General features: G+C 68.2%; 21 protein-coding genes. 4 read left to right on the forward strand and 17 right to left on the reverse strand.

Translation table 11 applies throughout. From position 1 onward, the window contains the following. Window positions 1-7 precede the first annotated feature (7 nt). The 17 genes from EIP85_RS00685 to EIP85_RS00765 all read right to left on the reverse strand — a co-directional run bounded on the left by EIP85_RS00685 (window position 8) and on the right by EIP85_RS00765 (window position 15,062). Complete coding sequence (locus EIP85_RS00685; protein WP_127900211.1) at window positions 8-232, reverse strand: DUF5337 family protein; 225 nt, start codon at window positions 230-232, stop codon at window positions 8-10. Between the two features lie 135 nt (window positions 233-367). Next, entirely contained in the window at window positions 368-1,408 is a 1,041-nt protein-coding gene (nuoE, locus tag EIP85_RS00690; protein ID WP_127900212.1) for an NADH-quinone oxidoreductase subunit NuoE, read from the reverse strand. Beyond that, window positions 1,408-1,785, reverse strand: a complete 378-nt coding sequence (locus EIP85_RS00695; protein WP_241559850.1) for a hypothetical protein — start codon at window positions 1,783-1,785, stop codon at window positions 1,408-1,410. Before EIP85_RS00695 ends, nuoE begins: the two co-directional genes overlap by 1 nt. Further along, window positions 1,782-2,063, reverse strand: coding sequence for a hypothetical protein (locus EIP85_RS00700; RefSeq protein WP_127900213.1), 282 nt, complete (start codon window positions 2,061-2,063; stop codon window positions 1,782-1,784). The genes EIP85_RS00695 and EIP85_RS00700 overlap by 4 nt, the downstream gene beginning before the upstream one ends. After that, window positions 2,060-3,274, reverse strand: a complete 1,215-nt coding sequence (locus tag EIP85_RS00705; RefSeq protein ID WP_127900510.1) for an NADH-quinone oxidoreductase subunit D — start codon at window positions 3,272-3,274, stop codon at window positions 2,060-2,062. The genes EIP85_RS00700 and EIP85_RS00705 overlap by 4 nt, the downstream gene beginning before the upstream one ends. A 2-nt stretch (window positions 3,275-3,276) precedes the next feature. Then, window positions 3,277-4,167, reverse strand: coding sequence for a sulfotransferase (locus EIP85_RS00710; protein ID WP_127900214.1), 891 nt, complete (start codon window positions 4,165-4,167; stop codon window positions 3,277-3,279). Next, complete coding sequence (locus tag EIP85_RS00715) at window positions 4,167-4,787, reverse strand: NADH-quinone oxidoreductase subunit C (protein WP_127900215.1); 621 nt, start codon at window positions 4,785-4,787, stop codon at window positions 4,167-4,169. Before EIP85_RS00715 ends, EIP85_RS00710 begins: the two co-directional genes overlap by 1 nt. Window positions 4,788-4,797: 10 nt before the next feature. Next, the gene (locus EIP85_RS00720) at window positions 4,798-5,331 is read right to left on the reverse strand and encodes a NuoB/complex I 20 kDa subunit family protein (protein ID WP_206615412.1); all 534 of its coding nucleotides are present in this window, start codon (window positions 5,329-5,331) and stop codon (window positions 4,798-4,800) included. Further along, window positions 5,322-5,687 (reverse strand): NADH-quinone oxidoreductase subunit A, encoded by a 366-nt coding sequence (locus tag EIP85_RS00725; protein WP_127900217.1) that lies wholly within the window; start codon window positions 5,685-5,687, stop codon window positions 5,322-5,324. Before EIP85_RS00725 ends, EIP85_RS00720 begins: the two co-directional genes overlap by 10 nt. Window positions 5,688-5,916: 229 nt before the next feature. Beyond that, window positions 5,917-6,699, reverse strand: coding sequence for a crotonase/enoyl-CoA hydratase family protein (locus EIP85_RS00730; RefSeq protein ID WP_127900218.1), 783 nt, complete (start codon window positions 6,697-6,699; stop codon window positions 5,917-5,919). Between the two features lie 12 nt (window positions 6,700-6,711). After that, window positions 6,712-7,566 (reverse strand): hydroxymethylglutaryl-CoA lyase, encoded by an 855-nt coding sequence (locus EIP85_RS00735; protein ID WP_127900219.1) that lies wholly within the window; start codon window positions 7,564-7,566, stop codon window positions 6,712-6,714. Next, on the reverse strand, window positions 7,559-8,212 hold the full coding sequence (locus tag EIP85_RS00740; RefSeq protein WP_127900220.1) for a glutathione S-transferase family protein: 654 nt from the start codon (window positions 8,210-8,212) through the stop codon (window positions 7,559-7,561). The genes EIP85_RS00735 and EIP85_RS00740 overlap by 8 nt, the downstream gene beginning before the upstream one ends. After that, a complete protein-coding gene (locus EIP85_RS00745) occupies window positions 8,209-10,146 on the reverse strand; it encodes an ATP-binding protein (RefSeq protein WP_127900221.1) in 1,938 nt (645 codons plus the stop codon). Before EIP85_RS00745 ends, EIP85_RS00740 begins: the two co-directional genes overlap by 4 nt. Window positions 10,147-10,267: 121 nt before the next feature. Continuing rightward, window positions 10,268-11,872 (reverse strand): carboxyl transferase domain-containing protein, encoded by a 1,605-nt coding sequence (locus tag EIP85_RS00750; protein WP_127900222.1) that lies wholly within the window; start codon window positions 11,870-11,872, stop codon window positions 10,268-10,270. Continuing rightward, window positions 11,869-13,032 carry an isovaleryl-CoA dehydrogenase gene (locus tag EIP85_RS00755; protein ID WP_127900223.1) on the reverse strand — a complete coding sequence of 388 codons (1,164 nt, stop codon included), beginning with the start codon at window positions 13,030-13,032 and terminating at the stop codon, window positions 11,869-11,871. Before EIP85_RS00755 ends, EIP85_RS00750 begins: the two co-directional genes overlap by 4 nt. A 136-nt stretch (window positions 13,033-13,168) precedes the next feature. Further along, window positions 13,169-14,383 (reverse strand): DegT/DnrJ/EryC1/StrS family aminotransferase, encoded by a 1,215-nt coding sequence (locus EIP85_RS00760; protein ID WP_127900224.1) that lies wholly within the window; start codon window positions 14,381-14,383, stop codon window positions 13,169-13,171. 10 nt (window positions 14,384-14,393) lie between these two features. Continuing rightward, a complete protein-coding gene (locus tag EIP85_RS00765) occupies window positions 14,394-15,062 on the reverse strand; it encodes an HAD-IA family hydrolase (protein ID WP_127900225.1) in 669 nt (222 codons plus the stop codon). Between the two features lie 137 nt (window positions 15,063-15,199). Between EIP85_RS00765 and glmU the strand changes: the two genes are divergently transcribed. The 4 genes from glmU to EIP85_RS00785 all read left to right on the forward strand — a co-directional run bounded on the left by glmU (window position 15,200) and on the right by EIP85_RS00785 (window position 20,111). After that, window positions 15,200-16,546 carry a bifunctional UDP-N-acetylglucosamine diphosphorylase/glucosamine-1-phosphate N-acetyltransferase GlmU gene (gene glmU, locus EIP85_RS00770; RefSeq protein WP_127900226.1) on the forward strand — a complete coding sequence of 449 codons (1,347 nt, stop codon included), beginning with the start codon at window positions 15,200-15,202 and terminating at the stop codon, window positions 16,544-16,546. After that, the gene (gene glmS, locus EIP85_RS00775) at window positions 16,546-18,366 is read left to right on the forward strand and encodes a glutamine--fructose-6-phosphate transaminase (isomerizing) (RefSeq protein ID WP_127900227.1); all 1,821 of its coding nucleotides are present in this window, start codon (window positions 16,546-16,548) and stop codon (window positions 18,364-18,366) included. Before glmU ends, glmS begins: the two co-directional genes overlap by 1 nt. After that, window positions 18,366-18,917, forward strand: coding sequence for a pyridoxamine 5'-phosphate oxidase family protein (locus EIP85_RS00780; RefSeq protein ID WP_127900228.1), 552 nt, complete (start codon window positions 18,366-18,368; stop codon window positions 18,915-18,917). Before glmS ends, EIP85_RS00780 begins: the two co-directional genes overlap by 1 nt. Before the next feature lie 234 nt (window positions 18,918-19,151). After that, entirely contained in the window at window positions 19,152-20,111 is a 960-nt protein-coding gene (locus EIP85_RS00785) for a response regulator (RefSeq protein WP_164871611.1), read from the forward strand. Window positions 20,112-20,169 lie beyond the last annotated feature (58 nt).

Genomic DNA, 20,169 nt, shown 5'->3' on the forward strand with positions numbered 1-20,169 from the left:
CGGTTCCTCAGTTGCCCCGGCGGCGCCACACCCGCCAGACCACGATCAAAGCCCAGACAAACGCGGCGATCGCCGCAAAATCGAGCAGGAAGGCGAAGCGCGGCGCCCAGCCGAAAGCCCGGCCAAGCAAATTGCCACACACCCAGACCACCGCTGCCACCACGATCACGATCGCGGCCAGCCGGGCCTGGACCACCTGATGCTGCTCTTCGTCCGTCGGTTCTCCAGCCATAGCCAATATTCACCTCGTTACGCGCCCCGAATCCGGGCTATCCGGCCTTTTCCCCAACCGCACCAACTCTAACCGGCGCGGCATTCGGAGGATCGGCCGTCCTCGTCTTCGTCTTCCCGGGCCGAGCGCTCGCGCTCAACCCTCGCCGGCCAAGAGCGCCTTGGCCTGCGAAATCCAGTCGTCGCGGCTTGCGCGACCCTTGAAGCCGTCCAGATTGTCGTCGAGCCAGGCGAGCTGCGCCTCGTTCAGACCGGCGATCTGGTCGTAGTGATAAATGCCGAGCGCGTTGACCGCAGCCTCCAGCTTCGGCCCGACACCCTTGATCTTCTTCAGATCGTCGGCCTTGCCGCCGCGCGGGGCCTTGAGCTGCTCGGGCTTGCCCGGCTCTGCCTTCTCGGCCTTCGCCTTTGCCGGCGCCTTCGGCTCTGCCTTGGCCTTCGGCGCCGCGGCGGTCTTCGCGCCAGCGGACTTGCCCAGCCAGGCCGTCGTCAGCGGCTCCTCGCTGCCGTCGATCCGCTTCAACGTATCGCCCTTGTCCATCGCCAGCTCGACAGAGACGTTATGCTCCGGCTTGCCGGCCTCGTGCCCGGTCAGGCTGGTCAGCCCCGAGAGGGGCTCGGCGGCATAGCGGCCGTTCTGCGGGCCCGGCACCGGCACCTTGCCGGCGACGATCTCGTCGAGGATCTCCTCCAGCCGCTCGGCGGTCAGGTCCTCGTAGTAATCCTTGCCGATCTGGGCCATCGGCGCGTTGGCGCAGGCGCCCAGGCACTCGACCTCTTCCCAGCTCAGCTTGCCGTCGGCCGACAGCGTGTGCGGCTTGGCGGCGATCTTCTTCTTGCAGACCTCCATCAGATCCTCGGAACCGCAGAGCATGCAGGACAGCGTGCCGCAGATCTGGATATGCGCGACCGAGCCGACCGGCTCCAGCTGGAACATGAAGTAGAAAGTCGCGACTTCAAGCGCGCGTATATAGGCCATGCCCAGCATGTCGGCCACGGACTCGATCGCGGGCTTCGATAGCCAGCCCTCCTGCTCCTGGGCGCGCCACAGCAGCGGGATGATCGCCGACGCCTGCCGCCCGGGCGGGTATTTCGTCATCTGCGCCTCCGCCCAGGCCTGGTTGGCCGGCGTGAAGGCGAAGCTTTCGGGCTGGTCGTGGTACAGGCGACGTAGCATCAGGCGGAAGCTCCCGGCTGGAAGAGGATCGCGGCGATCGCGAGGCCGGCGACGGCCGCCGCCGCGATCCCGGCGATCAGATGTTTCGAATAGGGCGCGCCACCCTGGGCATAGACCCAGGCATCGGCAAACCCAAGGAAGGCAAAGACGGCGAAGAGGAAGGCGATCACCATCAGGTCACGATAGGCGGTGGCGCCGCAGGCGAGCATGGTGAAGGCCGTGTAGCGGTTCGTCATGACCTTCGGCAGGTCCGCCATCCGATGCGTCGTCTTCACCAGCGCCTTCACCGGGTCACGCAGGAAGGCCACCGCCAGAGCGCCCGTGGCGACAACGCCGATGGCAGACCCCGCAAGCGCGATGATGCCAAGCTCCGTCACTTGCACCCCCCCGTCTTGAGGCGGAGCGCATGGCTGCCCGCCACCGTCTCGACAAGGCCCTTGCCGGAGAGCCGCTGCAGGACCCCCGCGGCCACGTCCGTGCTCAGCCCCGAGGCGCGCAGAACCGCGGCCTGGTTGGCGTCGTTGACCACGCAGCCCGCGGCCACGATCGCCGCCACAAGGGCGTCGATCTCGGCCGGCCGCGGCCCGCCCTCGGCGAGCGCGTGGCTCGCGACAAGGGCCAGGCCGGCAGCCAGGAGGGCCGCGTTGATCCTCACCGGTCGATCTCCCCGAAGACGACGTCGAGCGTGCCGATGATGGCCGAGACGTCGGCCAGCAGGTGACCCTTCGCGATATGGTCGATCGCCTGCAGGTGCAGGAACCCCGGGGCGCGGATCTTGGCCCGGTAGGGCCGGTTGGACCCATCGGCGACCAGATAGACCCCGAATTCGCCCTTCGGTGCCTCGACGGCGGCATAGACTTCGCCCGCCGGCACGTGGAAGCCTTCGGTGTAGAGCTTGAAGTGATGGATCAGCGCTTCCATCGACTGCTTCATCTCGCCCCGCTTCGGCGGGCTCAGCTTGCCGCGCGCCATCACGTCGGTCTTGGCGTCGGGCTCCTGAAGCTTGGCCAGCGCCTGGCGGATGATCTTGGTCGACTCGCGCATCTCCGCCATCCGGCAGAGGTAACGGTCGAAACAGTCGCCGCTCTTGCCGACCGGGATCTTAAAGTCGAATTCGTCGTAGCACTCATAGGGCTGCGCGCGCCGCAGGTCCCAGGCCAGGCCCGAGCCGCGCACCATCACGCCGGAGAAGCCCCACTGCCGGATCTCGGCCTCGCTGACGACACCGATATCGACGTTGCGCTGCTTGAAGATCCGGTTCTCGGTCAGAAGCCCGTCGATGTCGTCAAGCACCTTCGGGAAGGCCTCGGCCCAGGCATCGATATCCTCGATCAGCTTCTGCGGAAGGTCCTGGTGCACCCCACCCGGGCGGAAATAGGCGGCGTGGAGCCGCGCCCCGCAGGCGCGCTCGTAGAAGACCATGAGCTTCTCGCGCTCCTCGAAGCCCCAGAGCGGCGGCGTCAGCGCGCCCACGTCCATCGCCTGCGTCGTGACGTTCAGCAGGTGGTTCAGGACCCGGCCGATTTCCGAGTAAAGCACCCGGATCAGCTGCGCCCGGCGCGGCACAACCGTACCGGTGAGCTTCTCGATGGCGAGACACCAAGCATGTTCCTGGTTCATCGGCGCCACGTAGTCGAGCCGGTCGAAATACGGCAGGTTCTGCAGGTAGGTCCGGCTCTCCATCAGCTTCTCGGTGCCGCGGTGCAGCAGGCCGATGTGCGGGTCGCAGCGCTCTACGATCTCGCCGTCAAGCTCCAGAACCATCCGCAGCACGCCGTGTGCCGCCGGGTGCTGGGGCCCGAAGTTGATGTTGAAGTTGCGGATCTTCTGCTCGCCCGTCTGAGCGTCTTGAAAATCGCCGTCCATCCTCATTCCCCCATCCGGTTGGCCTGCCACCGCGCCGGCAGCGGGCCCAGGGTCCGTTCCACGAAATCATATTGCGGCGCGAGCATCCGCGCCGCCTCGAGCCTCAGCTCGGGATCGAGCGGGATCGCCGGGCCGGCATGCACGCGCTTGGCGACCGGCGCCGGCGCATGGCCGATGCCGAGAAAGCCGCAGAGCCGCGCGATGCCCTCGTCCGAGATCAGCCGCTCGTAGTAATCCACGAAAAGCCGCGGCCCCGGCACGGCGGCCAGCAGCTTGGTCAGCGCCGCAGCGTAATCGCCCCGCCGAGTCACAGCCGGCAGCGCATCCTTGCGCAGCACCCGGCGCAACACGGCAACCGCGCGGCCCGCCAGATCCTCGCCCGGCGCGGCCGAGCGGGTGGCATGCATCCGCACATGGCTCCACAGCCGGTCGACCGGGTCGCGCATCAGGTAGAGAAGCCGCGTCGCCGGCGTCAGCCGGGCCATCATCGACAGCCGCTCGCCGCTCAGCAGCGCATAGGCGGGCGTGATGTCGCCCACCACCTTCGCCGCGCCACGGTCGCGCATGACATAAGCCATGTACCGCTTCAGCGCCTCCGCCTCGCTTCCGGCGCGGTGGACCGAGATCATCTCGTTGAAATCGGCGATCCGCGCCTCCAGCGCAGCACGCGCTGCGCCCTTCGCCTTGGCCTGCTTCGACACCGCGGCGTCGCGCGCGGCCTCCAGCTGCGCGATCTGGCGCTCCCGGGATCCGTCGTCCAGCGCGTCGAAGAAATGCAATTCCTTCACGGCCCGGAAACGGCAATCCGCATGGCCGGCGAGGTAGCTGTAAAGCCAGCTCGTCCCGGCTTTCGTCGCCCCGACGCCAAGAAGGAGGGCCGGCTCATCCGCCATCAGGCCTTGGCCCCCGTCTTGTCACCGGCCTTGTCGTCGCCCGGCAGGATGTATTCGGCCCCTTCCCACGGGCTCATGAAGTCGAACAGGCGGTAGTCCTGAACCAGCTTCACCGGCTCGTAGACCACGCGCTTCTGCGCCTCGTCATAGCGCACCTCGACATAGCCCGTGGTCGGGAAGTCCTTGCGCAGCGGGTGGCCGCGGAAGCCGTAGTCCGTCAGGATCCGGCGCAGGTCCGGATGGCCCGAGAAGAAGATGCCGAACATGTCGAACACTTCCCGCTCGAACCAGTTCGCGGAGGGATGCACCTCGACCGAGGACGGCATCATCTCGTCCTCGTCCACGGCCGCCTTCAGGCGGATGCGGTGGTTCTTGTACATCGACAGCAGGTGGTAGACGACGTCGAACCGCTTCGGGCGTTCCGGATGGTCGATCGCGGTGATGTCGACCAGGGTCGAGAACAGGCAATCGGGATCGGTCTTGAGATAGTCGAGCAGCACCGGCACGGTATCGGCCCGCACGGTGAGGTTCAGCTCGCCAAAGGCGACCTCGACCTCGTGCACCATCTGCGGGCGGGCCGCGCGGATCTTCGCGCCAAGCTCGGCAAGGGCTTCGGACATCAGTCTCTCCTCAGCGCGTCAGCGTTCCGGTGCGGCGGATCTTCCGCTGCAGTTGCAGGATGCCGTAAAGCAGCGCTTCCGCCGTCGGCGGGCAGCCCGGCACGTAGACATCGACCGGAATGACCCGGTCACAGCCCCGGACGACCGAATAGCTGTAGTGGTAATAGCCGCCGCCATTGGCGCAGGACCCCATCGAGATCACGTAGCGCGGGTCCGGCATCTGATCGTAAACCTTGCGCAGCGCCGGGGCCATCTTGTTGGTCAGCGTGCCAGCGACGATCATCAGGTCCGACTGGCGCGGCGAGGCGCGCGGCGCGGTCCCGAACCGTTCCACGTCATAGCGCGGCATGGCAACGTGCATCATCTCGACCGCGCAGCAGGCCAGCCCGAAGGTCATCCAGTGCAGCGAGCCGGTGCGCGCCCAGTTCAGGATGTCCTCGGTCGAGGTCAGCAGGAACCCCTTGTCCTGCAGCTCGCGGTTCAACGCCTCGGTGGCGACTTCCTTGTCTGCCCCGGCCGTGTTGGCTCCAGCCATCACTCCCATTCCAGCGCCCCCTTCTTCCATTCATAGGCGAAGCCCACCGTCAGCACGGCGAGGAAGATCATCATCGACCAGAACGCCACCAGGCTCAGCCCGCTGAAGGCCACCGCCCAGGGGAAGAGAAAGGCCACCTCGAGGTCGAAGATGATGAACAGGATCGACACGAGGTAGAACCGCACGTCGAACTTCATCCGTGCATCGTCGAAGGCGTTGAAGCCGCATTCATAGGCCGAAAGCTTCTCGGGATCCGGGTTCCGCACCGCTAGGACGACCGCGGCCAGGACCAGCACGAGGCCGAGCGCAACGGCGATCACCAGGAAGATTAGAATGGGAAGGTATTCTCTCAGCAGATGATCCACATCCGGCTCCTTCTCGGCTTCAAGGCTCCAGCGGCGCGACATAAGAGCGCCCGCCCATGGGCTCGGCACCGTTTACTCCCGCACCTTGGCGCGGTCAACCAAAGCCGGGCGGAAATGCAGCCTTGCGAGCTTGGGATTTTCGCCTTCGCATACAATTGCGTAGGCTTGCGTTAGCGCCAAAGCTGCGCCGCAGCACCATCGGAAGGCGGGTGCGGGCCGAAAGGACGACTCAGCCCGCCCAACCAGGCTTGCGCCGGTCGAAGAAGGCGGCAATGCCCTCGGCCGCCTCCGCGCTTTCCCAGCGGGCGGCAAGCGCGGCCATCGTCCCGGCGATCACGTCCTCGTCAACGAGCGGCCCAAGCCGGCGGACCAGCGCCTTCGCCTCCGCCACGGCCCCCGGCGCGGCCGAGAGATAGGGCTTCACCTCGGCCTCGACCGCATCATCCAGTGCCTCGGGCGACACGGCGCGGGCGAGAAGGCCGAGCGTCACCGCCTCCTCCGCCCCGAAGGCCCGGGCCGAGAAGAACACCCGCCGCGCCATCGCCTCGCCCATGCGGGCCACAACATAGGGCCCGATCGTGGCCGGGATCAGCCCCAGCCGGACCTCGGTGAAGCCGAACTTCGGTCCCGTCACGCCAATGGCCACGTCGCAGACCGAGATCAGGCCGAGCCCGCCGCCGAAGGCCTGCCCCTGCACCCGCCCGATCAGCGGTTTGGGCAGCAGGTTCAGGGCGTTCAGCATCCCGGCGAGCCGCCCGGCCTCGCGCGCCCGGCCCGCGGCATCCGTCTCCGCCTGCGCCCGCATCCAGCCCAGATCGCCACCGGCACAGAAGCTCTCCCCCGCTCCGGTCAGAACCACGACCCGAACCGAGGAATCGGCGCCAAGCCGCGCCGCCGCCGCGGTCAGCTCGTCCATCATCTCGGCCGAGAGCGCGTTGTGCTTCTCCGCCCGCTGCAGCGTGACCCGCGCCACGCCGCGCCCGTCGATCTCGATCCCGACCGTCTCGCCCATCGCCTCTCTCCCCTAGCCGGCCCGCAGCGCCCGCGCCTGCGCGCCCGCCTCCGCCAGCACCCGGGCGTCTAGCCCGGTCTCGAACCCCAGCGCCGCCAGCCGCGCCGCGACCGCCTCGGTCGCCACGTTCCCCGGCGCGCCCGGCGCATAGGGGCAGCCGCCGAGCCCGCCGACGGCCGCATCGAAGACCCGCAGCCCCAAACCCAGCGAGGCCTCGATATTGGCAAGCGCCCTGCCCCCGGTGTCATGGTAATGCCCGGCGAGCCGCGCCGCCGGCAGCTCCGCCAGCACCGCCTCCAGCATCGCGCGGATCGTTTCCGGCGTGCCGTGGCCGATCGTATCGCCAAGGCTCACCTCGTAGCAGCCCAGATCCCTGAGCGCCGCGGCAACCCGCGCCACCGCCCCCGGCGCCACCGGCCCGTCGAACGGGCAATCCGTGACGCAGGAGACATAGCCGCGAACCGGCAGTCCCGCCGCCTTCGCCGCCACCATCACCGGCGCGAAGCGCTCCAGGCTCTCGGCGATCGAGCAATTGAGGTTCGCCCGCGAAAACCCCTCGGAGGCGGACGCGAAGACCGCCACCTCGTCCGCCCCGGCCGCGATCGCGCCCTCCAGCCCCTTCATATTCGGCACGAGGGCCGCGTAGCGCACGCCCTCCGCCCGCCGGATCCCGGCAAGCACTTCGGCGCTGTCGGCCATCTGCGGCACCCATTTCGGGCTGACGAAGCTCGCCACCTCGATCCGCCGAAACCCCGCCCCCGACAGCCGGTCGATCAGCGCGATCTTGGCCGCAGCCGGTATCGCCCGCGCCTCGTTCTGCAGCCCGTCGCGGGGACCGACCTCGAAGATCTCGACGCGGTCAGACATCCGGCGCCTCATAGAAGTCCTGCGTGTAGATCTCGGCCGCCCCGTCGCGTGCCATCGCCCGGCGGAAGGCCGGCCGTTCCGCGATCCGCTCCAGCCAGCTCGCCAGCGCCGGCATCCCATCGAACCGCACGAAGCGCCGCCCGAGAAGCGCCGAAAAACCCATCGCTACGTCGGCCGCCGAAAAGCCGGATGGCAGCAGCCAGTCGTGCCGCGCCAGCACCCGGTCGGCCACCTGAAGCACCTTCTCCAGCCGCTTCGCCTCCAGCCGCATCACCGTCGGGCTGCGCATCCAGTCCTCACGCAGCGCGATATGGTGCTGGGTAAGGTTCGCCAGATGCTGCCCCGCCGTCTCTGCGAAATGCAGCCACTCGAGCCATTCGACGCGCTCCGCATCCCCCGGCGCCCGCCAGAGCCGCCCCCGCGTCTCGCAGAGCCATTCGAGGATCGCCCCGCTTTCAAAGAGGATCTGCCCGTCCACTTCCAGCGCCGGCACTCGCCCGGCGGGCGAGAGCGCGAGGTAATCGGGCGAGCGCAGCGACTTGTCGAAGAAGGAATGCGGGACGATCTCGAACGTCTCCCCCAGTTCCTCCAGCAGCCACAGCACCCGGAACGAGCGCGCCTGGGGCACGTGATGCAGACGGATCACGCTTCCGCCTCCAGCCGAACGAGCGCCGCGCCGGCCTCGACCTGCGCCCCGGCCGCGACAAGCACCTCCGCCACCACCCCGTCGCGGGCGGCGGTCAGCGTATGCTCCATCTTCATCGCCTCGAGCACGGCCAGCCGGTCGCCCCGCGCCACCGTCTGCGCGGCCTTAACGAAGACCGCCTTGACCAGACCCGGCATCGGAGAAAGCGTCACGTCCGCCCCTGCCCCATGCGCCACGTCGCGCTCCAGCGGATCGACGACATCGAATCCGAAGGCCCCGCCCGCGAACACCTCGACCCGGGCGCCCTGCCGCACCACGCCCCCCGGGGCCTTGGCCCCGTCGATCCACCAGTCTCCGCGCCGCTCGGCAAGGCTTTCGCGGCCCTCGATCTCCACCCGCACCCGGTCCGGCCCCTCGACGCGGATCACGGCGGCTGTCTCCGCCTCGCCCCGACGGAGCGTGATCCGTCGCGGCAGCGGCGCCCAGAGTGTGAAGCCTGAAAGCCGCCACGCATCCTCCCAAAGCCCCGCCGCTGCAAGTACCGCGGCCACCAGCGCCGCCCGGCCCGGCTCCGCCTCCGCTACAAGGCTGGCAAGGTCGCGCTCGATCAGCCCGGTATCCACCTCGCCCCGCCCGAACCCCGCGTGCCGCGCAAGCGCGCCGAGGAACCGCAGGTTGGTGACCGTCCCGGCGACCTCCGTCGCCTCTATGGCCCGGGCGAGCTGGCGCAGCGCCGCGCCCCGCGTCGGGCCGTGGGTCACGATCTTGGCGATCATCGGATCGTACCAGGGGCTGATCGTGTCACCTTCGCGCACGCCGGTCTCGATCCGTGCGGCTTCCGCGAAGCGCAGATGCGACAGCCGCCCGGTCGCAGGCAGGAACCCCGCCGGCACATCCTCGGCATAAAGCCGCGCCTCGAAGGCATGGCCGGTGATCGAAAGATCCTCCTGCCGGCAGGGCAAGCCTTCCCCCGAGGCGACGCGAAGCTGCCATTGGACCAGATCGATTCCGGTGATCGCCTCGGTCACGGGATGTTCGACCTGCAGGCGGGTGTTCATCTCCATGAACCAGAACCGGTCGGGGCGAAGCCCGGCCGAGCCATCCACGATGAACTCGACCGTGCCGGCACCGCTGTAGCCGATGGCTTTCGCCGCGCGCACCGCAGCCTCGCCCATCGCCGCGCGCATCTCGGGCGTCATGCCCGGCGCGGGGGCCTCCTCGATCACCTTCTGGTGGCGGCGCTGCAGCGAACAGTCCCGCTCGAACAGATGCACCGCGTCAGAGCCGTCGCCGAAGACCTGCACCTCGATATGCCGCGGCGCACGGACGTATTTCTCGATCAGCACGGCATCGTTGCCGAAGGCGGTCCTGGCCTCGCCGCGCGCGGAGACGAGCGCATCCGCGAAGTCCGCCGCCCGGTCGACCCGGCGCATGCCCTTGCCGCCGCCGCCCGCGACGGCCTTGATCAGGACCGGGTAGCCTACATCGGCCGCAGCCTGCGCCAGATGCGCCTCCGCCTGCTCCGCGCCATGGTAGCCCGGCACGACCGGAACCCCCGCCTCCGCCATCAGCCGCTTGGCCGCGTCCTTCAGCCCCATCGCCCGGATCGCCCGCGCCGAAGGTCCGATGAAGACCAGCCCCGCCGCCTCGACCGCATCCACGAACTCCGGGTTCTCGCTTAGGAACCCATAACCCGGGTGGATCGCCTCCGCCCCCGAGGCCCTGGCCGCCGCGATGATCGCTTCTCCCCGCAGGTAGCTGTCCGCCGGGGCCGCGCCGCCGATCGCCACCGCCTCGTCGGCCATGGCCACATGACGCGCGTCGCGGTCGGCCTCGGAATAGACGGCGACCGTGGCAACGCCCAGCCTACGGCAACTGTCGATCACGCGGCACGCGATCTCGCCGCGGTTGGCAATCAGGATCTTCGCGAACATCGCCTGCTCCTCGTGGCCCGGCCGGAGCCGGGGCTCTGCCCCGGACCCCGGGATATTTTCGGACAGAAAAAACACGATCCGCTTCTTCCTGGCCGAAAGACTCCCGCCGGAGGCAAGAAAACTACATCCTGAACACGCCGAAGCGTGTCGGTTCGATCGGCGCGTTGAGCGCGGCGGAAAGGCTCAGCGCCAGCACCTCGCGCGTGCGGCGCGGGTCGATGATGCCGTCGTCCCAGAGCCGGGCGGAGGCGTAGAGCGGATCCGACTGACGTTCGAACATCTCGATGGTGGGGCGCTTGAACTCGGCCTCTTCCTCCGCCGACCAGCTGCCACCCGCGCGCTCGATCCCGTCGCGCTTGACGGTGGCCAGAACGCCCGCTGCCTGCTCGCCGCCCATGACGGAGATCCGCGAGCCCGGCCAGGTCCAGAGGAAGCGCGGCGAATAGGCCCGGCCCGCCATGCCGTAATTCCCCGCTCCGAAGGAGCCGCCGACCAGCATGGTGATCTTCGGCACTTCGGTCGTCGCCACCGCCGTCACCATCTTGGCGCCGTGCCGCGCGATCCCCTCGTTTTCGTATTTCCGGCCGACCATGAAGCCGGTGATGTTCTGCAGGAAGACCAGCGGGATGCCGCGCTGCGAGCAGAGCTCGACGAAATGCGCCCCTTTCACGGCGGCTTCGGAGAAGAGAACGCCGTTGTTGGCGACGATGCCGACCGGGCAGCCCTCGACATGGGCGAAGCCCGTCACCAGCGTCTCGCCGAAGCGCGCCTTGAACTCGTCAAGCCGCGAGCCGTCGACGATCCGCGCGATGACCTCGCGGATGTCGTAGGGCGTGCTGAGGCTGGCCGGCACCACGCCCAGCATCTCGTCCGGATCATAGGCCGGCGCCTCCGGCGTAGCCCAGGCCACCGTCTCGGGCCGGCGCCGGTTCAGGCCTGCCACCGCCCGGCGGGCCAGCGCGAGCGCATGGGCGTCGTCCTCCGCCAGGTAATCCGCCACGCCCGAAAGCCGGGTGTGAACGTCGCCACCGCCAAGCGCCTCGGCCGAGACGACCTCGCCCGTCGCGGCCTTCACCAGCGGCGGGCCGGCGAGGAAGATCGTCCCCTGTTCCTTCACGATGATCGTCACGTCCGACATGGCCGGCACATAGGCCCCGCCGGCGGTGCAGGAGCCCATGACGACCGCGATCTGCGGGATCCCCGCCGCCGACATCCGCGCCTGATTGTAGAAAATTCGACCGAAATGGTCGCGGTCCGGAAAAACCTCGTCCTGGTTCGGCAGGTTCGCCCCGCCGCTGTCGACGAGGTAGACGCAGGGCAGCCGGCATTCCGCCGCGATCTCCTGCGCGCGCAGGTGCTTTTTCACCGAGACCGGGTAATAGGTGCCGCCCTTCACGGTCGCGTCGTTGCAGACGACCATGACCTCCTGCCCCGCGACGCGGCCGACGCCGGCGATGATCCCCGCGCCGGGGGCCGCGCCGCCATACATGCCATGCGCCGCCACCGCGCCGATTTCGAGAAACGGCGAGCCGGGGTCGAGAAGGTCCCCCACCCGCTCCCGCGGCGGCAGCTTTCCGCGAGAGACATGGCGGGCAAGCGCCTTCTCTCCGCCGCCGGCCGTCGCGAGCGCCGCGGCCTCGGCGGCACGGGCGAGCAGCGCCTCCTGCGCCGCGCGATTGGCGCGGAAGGTCTCGGAAGACGGCAGGATCGAGGAGGCGAGCTTCACGCCTCCGCCCCCATCAGCTCCCGCCCGATCAGCATGCGGCGGATCTCCGACGTGCCCGCGCCGATCTCCATCAGTTTGGCGTCGCGGAAAAGGCGGCTGACGACGGAGTCGTTCAGGAACCCGGCCCCACCCATCGCCTGCACCGCCTGGTGCGCCTGCACCATCGCCTGCTCCGAGCAGTAAAGCACGCAGGCCGCCGCGTCCTGCCGCGTGACCTCGCCGCGGTCGCAGGTCTTGGCGACCTCGTAAAGGTAGGCCCGCGCGGTGTTCATCGCCGTGTACATGTCGGCGATCTTGCCCTGCATCAGCTGGAAATTCCCGATCGGCTGGCCGAACTGCCTGCGCTCGCGCATGTAGGGCATCACCTCGTCGAGGCAGGCGGCCATGATGCCGGTGCCTATCCCCGAAAGCACCACGCGCTCGTAATCAAGGCCGGACATCAGGACGCGCACGCCGCGGCCCTCCGCGCCAAGCACGTTTTCGAACGGCACCTCGCAGTCCTCGAAGACCAGCTCGGCGGTGTTCGATCCACGCATCCCGAGCTTGTCGAAATGCTTGCTGGTGGAGAACCCCTTCATGGTCTTCTCGACAAGGAAGGCCGTGATCCCCTTCGACCCCGCCTCCGGATCGGTCTTGGCATAGACCACCAGCACATCGGCATCCGGCCCATTGGTAATCCAGTATTTCGTGCCGTTCAGCACGTAATAGCCATTCCGCTTCTCGGCGCGGAGCTTCATGCCCACCACGTCAGAGCCCGCCCCCGCCTCGCTCATCGCCAGCGCCCCGACATGCTCGCCCGAGACGAGCTTCGGCAGGTAGCTGCGCCGCTGCTCATCCGTGCCGTTGAGCCGGATCTGGTTGACGCAGAGGTTGGAATGCGCGCCGTAGCTGAGCGCGACGGAGGCCGAGGCCCGCGCGATCTCCTCGATCGCCACGGAATGGGCGAGATAGCCGAGGCCCGCGCCGCCGAACTCCTCCGGCACCGTGATGCCCAGAAGGCCCATGTCCCCCATCTCGCGCCAGAGCGCGGCGGGAAAGACGTTGTCGCGATCCACCGCCGCGGCCAGCGGCTTGACCCGCTCCTGCGCCCAACGATGCACGCCCTCGCGCAGCGCGGCCACATCCTCGCCGAGGTCGAAGGTCATCGAGGCGGTGAACATGGCGATCCTCCCGGGAGATTATTTGAACACCCGTTCATTTCCATGCCCGCGAAAGCGAGTCGCGTCAAGCCTCCCGCAGGGGCCCCCCGCCCCCGCGTAGGGTGCGCATTCATTGCGCACCGCCCGCCCGGCCCGCCTACGCCCCGCGCTGGTAAACCGCCGAAACCTCCGCCCGAATGATCCGCGCCAGGACCGCGCAATCCTCCAGGCTGAACGTCAACGGCAGCCGCATGTCGAGAAGCCCCGCCAGCACCCGGTCCGTCCTGGGCAGGCTCTGCGCCGGCGCATAGCGCCAGCTGTCGTAGCGCGAGGTGAAGGCCACGGGCGCCTCCGCCCCGAACCATTTCACCTCTACCCCCCGCGCGGCGCAGCGGCGCACCACCTCCTGCACCGCCTCGGGCGCCCAGTCCGGCAGCAGGAACTGGAACGAGGAGCCGACGAAATCCTCCGCCTCCGGTCGCGCGATCAGCGTCAGGCCCGGCAGATCCCGCAGCCCTTCCTCCACCACCCGGTACCGGGCCGTCCAGGCCGCGCATTGTTCCGACAGCCGCGCCAGCTGCGGCCGCAGGATCGCCGCGCGCAGGTTGTCCATCCGGCCCGAGACATTGGGCGTGACCCATTTCGCCGCCTCGAAGGCCTCCACCGGCGGCGCCGCCCGGTGGCGGGGGTAAAGCATGTAGCTGCCCGACAGCAGCACCGCCCGCGCCATCGCCTCGGCATCGTCAGAGACGATGAAGCCCCCCTCGCCGGAATTCATGTGCTTGTAGGTCTGGGTCGAGTAGCAGCCAAGCCGCCCGTGACGCCCCGACGCCACCCCGCGCCAGGCCGCCCCCATCGTATGGGCGCAATCCTCGATGACCGTGACGCCGGCCGTATCGCAGATCGCCATCAGCCGGTCCATGTCGCAGAGATGCCCGCGCATGTGGCTGAGCATCAGCACCCGCGCCCCGCTCGCCTCGGCCTTGGCGGCAAGGTCGTCGAGGTCGATCACCAGATCCTCCGTCACCTCGACGAAGACCGGCACCGCGCCAAGCGCCGCGATCGCCCCCGGCACCGGGGCCAGCGTGAAGCCATTGGTCAGCACCCGGTCGCCCGCCGCCACCCCCACGGCCCGCAGCGCACAGCCGAGCGCATAGCCGCCCGAGGCCACCGCGAGGCAGTATTTCGCCCCCATGGCTGCCGCGAATTCCTCCTCCAGCAGCGCGACCTCGCCCGCCTCGCCCGGAACGGTGTTGTAGCGGTGCAGCCGCCCGTGCCGCATCACCGCGACGGCGGCCTCGATCGCCTCTTCGGGGATCGGTTCCTGCTGGGTGAAGCTTCCGGTGAACACCTCGGGCACGGCTTGATCCATCGCTGATCCCTCACAGGGGCAAAAGCCGCCCCGCAACCTCGTCGAGCGCATCATAATGATCGAGCAGCGCCTCCGGCGCCAGCCGCGCCACGCCCTGCCCCTCCGGCCCGAAGGTGACGAGGACCGAAGGCACCCCCGCCCGCCGCGCCGTTTCGCGATCGGTCTCGGTATCGCCGATCAGCAGCGCCCGGCCCTTGAGGCCGCCGGCCCGACGCACCGTCTCGTGCAGCGGCAGCGGATCGGGCTTGCGCACCGGCAGCGTATCGGCGCCGATCAGCGCATCGAAGGCCTCGCGGATGCCGAGCCGCTTGAGCAGCTCCTCCGCCAGAACCTCCGGCTTGTTGGTGCAGACCCCGGTCTTCCAGCCTGCACCCTTCAGCCGGGCCACGGCGGCCTCCGCCCCCGGGTAGAGCCTTGTGTTTCGGTCGAGGTCTTCTGCGTAAGCCATCAGGAACAATGGATATTGTGCATCCACCATCTCTTCGCTCCAGGGCTCGCCAGTGCGGGCGAACCCGGCCCGCAGCATCGCGCGGCCTCCGTGGAAGGCGATCAGCGCATCGGCTTCGGGCGAAAGCAGATCCCCATGGCCGAGATCGCGGAAGCATAGGTTGGCCGCCGCGATCAGATCGGCCGATGTATCGGCCAGGGTCCCGTCCAGATCGAAGATAATGGTGCGCATCGCATCCTCCCCGCGCCGCAAATTGCGCGTTCCTCCGATCAGGTGCAACACGCTGAAAGGACATGTGATAAAACCCGCCCTTGTGACACCCTGCCCATCGGCTAAAACCGTCCGAAGGTGAACAAGAAAGCGTTATGATGCCCATTTCCCTGATCATCCTCGCCGCCGGCCAGGGCACGCGGATGAATTCCGATCTTCCCAAGGTGTTGCACAAGGTGGCCGGCGCGCCGCTTCTCATCCACGCCATGGCCGCGGGCGCGGCCCTCGGCCCCGAGCGCACCGTGATCGTCGCGGGGCACGGGGCAGAAGCGGTGACGAAGGCCGCGCTCGACTTCGACGAGACGGCGACGGTGGTCGTGCAGGAGGAACAGCTTGGCACCGCCCATGCGGTGGCCCAGGCGGCCCCGGCGCTCTCCGGCGCTTCGGGCGACGCGATCGTGCTTTACGGCGACACCCCCTTCATCCGGGCCGAGACGCTGGAGGCGATGCAGGAGGCCCGCGCCCGCCATGCCATCGTCGTCCTCGGGTTCGAGGCGCGCGACCCGGGCCGCTACGGTCGCCTGATCACCGAGGGTGAGAGCCTTTCCAGGATCGTCGAATTCAAGGATGCGACTGCTGAGGAACGCGCCATAACTCTCTGCAATTCCGGCGTGATCTGTGCCGATGCGGCGTTGCTGGCCGATCTCGTCTCCCAGGTCGGGAACGACAACGTCTCCGGTGAATACTACCTGACCGACATCGTGGAACTTGCCCGGGACCGTGGCCTTTCCGCCGGCATCGTGACCTGCGCCGAGGCGGAAACAATGGGCGTGAACACCCGCGCGCAACTGGCGGAGGCAGAGGCCACTTTCCAGGCCCGCGCCCGCGCCACCGCGCTCGAGGACGGGGTGACGCTCACGGCCCCCGACACCGTGCATTTTGCCTTCAACACCGTCGTCGGCCGCGATGCGATCATCGGCCCGAACGTCGTCTTCGGCCCCGGCGTCACCATCGAATCCGGGGCCGAGATCCGGGCTTTCTGCCACCTGGAAGGCTGCCACGTCAGCCGGGGCGCCACCGTCGGCCCCTTCGCCCGCCTGCGCACCGGCGCGGAGCTGGCCGAGGACGTCCACATCGGCAATTTCGTCGAGATCAAGAACTCCGTGCTGGACGAAGGGGTCAAGGCCGGCCACCTCACCTATCTGGGCGACGCGCATGTGGGCGCGCACACCAACATCGGCGCGGGCACCATCACCTGCAATTACGACGGCGTCTTCAAGCACCGGACGGAGATCGGCCGCGACGTCTTCATCGGATCGGACACGATGCTCGTCGCGCCCGTCCGCGTCGGCGATGGTGCGATGACGGCCTCCGGTTCCGTCGTAACACGCGACGTGGAGGCCGAGGCGCTTGCCATCGGACGTGCGCCACAGGTTGTAAAATACGGATTTGCAAAGAAATTCTTTGACAGGCTTCGCGAAGCCAAGGCGAAAGGAGCCCGCTGATGTGCGGCATTGTCGGCGTCCTCGGCAACCACGAGGTCGCCCCGATCATCCTCGAGGCGCTGAAACGCCTCGAATACCGCGGCTATGACAGCGCCGGCATCGCGACAGTGCGCGACGGTCGGCTTGATCGCCGCCGCGCGGTGGGAAAGCTCGCCAATCTCTCCGACCTCCTGGTGCATGAGCCGCTGGCCGGCCGCGCCGGGATCGGCCATACCCGCTGGGCGACCCATGGTGGCCCCACGGTGAAGAATGCCCACCCTCACCGGGTCGGTCCTGTCGCGGTGGTCCACAACGGAATTATCGAGAATTTCCGGGAGTTGCACGATGAACTTAGCGCAATCGGCCTCACCTTCGATTCCGAGACCGACACCGAAACCGTGGCCGCACTGACGGCGCATCACCTCACCTCCGGCCTCTCGCCGCGCGAAGCCGCGGCCAAGACGCTCGGCCGGCTGCAGGGCGCCTTTGCGCTCCTCTTCCTGTTCGACGGCGAGCCGGACCTGATGATCGCCGCCCGCAAGGGGTCCCCGCTCGCCATCGGTCATGGCGATGGCGAGATGTTCGTCGGCTCCGACGCCATCGCGCTCGCCCCGATGACCGACCGTGTGACATACCTGGAAGAAGGCGACTACGCCTTCGTCACCCGCGCGGGGGTGGAGATTTTCGACGCTGCCGGCCGCCGCGCCAACCGCGCCCTGACCCGCATCCAGATTGAGGCCACGCGGATCGAGAAGGCCGGCTACAAGCATTTCATGGCCAAGGAAATCGCAGAGCAGCCCGTCGTCGTGGCCGAGGCGATCTCGCATTACGCCTCGCTCCAGGATCGCCGTCTAACCCTGCCGGATGGCGTGGATTTCACCAACGTTGACCGGCTCGTCCTCGTCGCCTGCGGCACCGCCAGCTACGCCTGCCAGGTGGCGAAATACTGGTTCGAGCAATTCGCCGGCCTCCCGGTGGATGTCGATATCGCCTCCGAGTTCCGCTATCGCGAGCCGCCCCTTTCGCCCACCTCATGGGCCGTTTTCGTCAGCCAGTCGGGCGAGACGGCGGACACGCTCGCCGCCCTGCGCTACGCAGCAGAGAAGGTCGCCAAGGTCGTCTCCGTGGTGAATGTCGCGAGCTCCTCGATGGCCCGCGAATCCGATCTCGTGCTGCCAATCCATGCGGGCGTCGAGGTCGGCGTCGCCTCCACCAAGGCCTTCACCTGCCAGCTGACCGTGCTCGCACTCCTCGCGCTGAAGGCGGCAGAGGACAAGGGGCGGATGACCCCCGATCAGATCGCCGCCCAGCTTGACGCGCTCGCCGCCCTGCCGGGCCTCATGAGCCATGCCGAACGCCTCGGCCCCCGCATCGCCGAGATCGCAGCAAGCCTTGCGGAGGCGCAGGACGTGCTTTTCCTCGGCCGCGGCCCGATGTTCCCGATCGCGCTGGAAGGCGCGCTTAAACTGAAGGAAATCAGCTACATCCACGCCGAAGGTTACGCGTCTGGCGAGCTAAAGCACGGCCCGATCGCGCTGATCGACGCACATGTGCCGGTCGTCGTCTTCGCCCCGCATGACGGGCTTTTCGACAAGACAATCTCCAACATGCAAGAGGTCATGGCCCGCCAGGGCCGGGTGCTCCTCGTCTCCGACGCGAAGGGGGTGGCAGAGGCCGGCGCGGGCACCTGGACGACCCTCACCCTGCCCGAGGTCGCCCCGCAATTCGCGCCGATCCTCCACGCCGTGCCCGCCCAGCTTCTGGCCTATCACACCGCAATCGCCAAAGGCACCGATGTGGACCAGCCCCGCAACCTCGCGAAGTCCGTGACGGTGGAATGATGGCCAAGCAATTTGACAGCCTGCAGGACGACCAGATCCGCTTCATCGCCGAGCAGCACATCTTCTTCACCGGCTCGGCCGGCCCCGAGGGGCGCGTGAACATATCCCCTAAGGGCATGGACACGCTGCAGGTTCTCTCCCCCAGCCATATCCGCTGGCTCAGCGTCACCGGCTCCGGGAACGAAACCGCGGCGCATCTTCTGGAAAACCCGCGGCTGACGCTGATGTGGTGCTCCTTCACCACCCGTCCGCTGATTCTCCGCTCCTTCGGCACCGCCAGCGTCACCCATTTCGGCGCCCCCGGCTGGACCGAACGCGCCGCGGGCCTGCCCGCCCTGCCTGGCGCGCGGCAGATCTTCGACCTGGAGATCGACCTGGTGCAGACCTCCTGCGGCTACGCTGTTCCGTTCATGGAGTACCGCGAGGAACGTCCGACGCTGAACACCTGGGCGGAAAACAAGGGCCCGGCGGGCGTCGCGGCCTATTGGACCGAGAAGAACACCACGTCCATCGACGGCAAGCCGACCGGGATCGCGGCCGCAAAGCCGTGAAATCGACGCCTTCGCGCCGCATCACAGGCGCGAATCCCGTGTCTCCGGGCGGTTCCGATCGGCATTCTTGCCGCAGAGGGCGACATTTGCCGCAATATTTGTCGTATAGTTTCCTAATTCCAACAATCTTTGGTCATACATTAAGGATTAGATCTTCAACTGAAGGTGGTAAACTGTGACATCAGCTCACGTATCCACATGGCGCATGCCGGGGCAGAGGCAGGAGGACAATCCGTGAGAATTCTAGCGGTCGATGACGACCCTTTAATGCTGGCGCTGATCAGCGGGTCCTTGTCCGAGGTCGGTTACGACGACATCACCCTCGCGGGCTCTGCCGAAGAGCTGGAAGAGATCTTCGCCTCGGACGAGGCGGATTTCGACTGCATGCTGCTGGACATCGTCATGCCCGACGTGGACGGGATCGATCTCTGCCGCCGGATTCGCGCGAAAGACCGTTACCGCAATACCCATATCCTCATGGTCACCTCCAGATCCGACAAGCTGCACATCGACCGCGCCTTCGCGGCCGGGGCGTCGGATTACCTGGCCAAGCCTTTCGAAGTCCACCAGCTCTGCGCCCGCGTTGCGGCCGCGCAACGCGCCACCGCGCGCAGCTCCTCGCGCGCCGCGGCGGCGCTTGCCGCCGCCAACGGCATCGCCTTCGATCCTGCCCGGATCGAGTTCGCCGCGCCGGTGACGATCCAGGACGTGCCCTCCGCCCGCAGCTACAACGCGCTGGTCGACAACGCGCTGCACCTGCCTAGGCTCCACCTGCTCGGCACCCGCTTCTTCGGCATCAAGATCCATGGCATCGGCCGGGTCTACGCCTCCTCCTCCGCGCAGGACTACCTCGCCGTGCTCAAGGAAGTGGCCGAGGCGATCTCCTCCTGCCTCGACAGCGCCTCCTTCTGCTTCGCCTACGCTGGCGAGGGGGTCTTCCTCTGCTCCGCCCGACTGCAGGGCGATCACGACCCGGCTGACATCGAGGCGCATGTGAACCGCACCCTCAAGATCCGCGGCAAGACCGCGGCGGCAGGGCTCACGGTCTGCTGCGGCGCGCTGCTGCGCGGCGGGCCGTTCCGCTCGGGCGACGGGGTGCTGAAGGTCCTGCGGCTGGCGATGGACAGCGCCATCGACAAGGCCCATGCCGTCCGCGCCGCCGCGGAGTCGACCAACCTCGCCTTCGGCGCATAGGGCCGCCGGTACGGCCCGCCTGCCCCGCCCGGCCCTGCCCGGCCGGTCCGGGGCGGGC

Source organism: Solirhodobacter olei (genome assembly GCF_004010155.1).
Lineage (GTDB): Bacteria > Pseudomonadota > Alphaproteobacteria > Rhodobacterales > Rhodobacteraceae > Solirhodobacter > Solirhodobacter olei.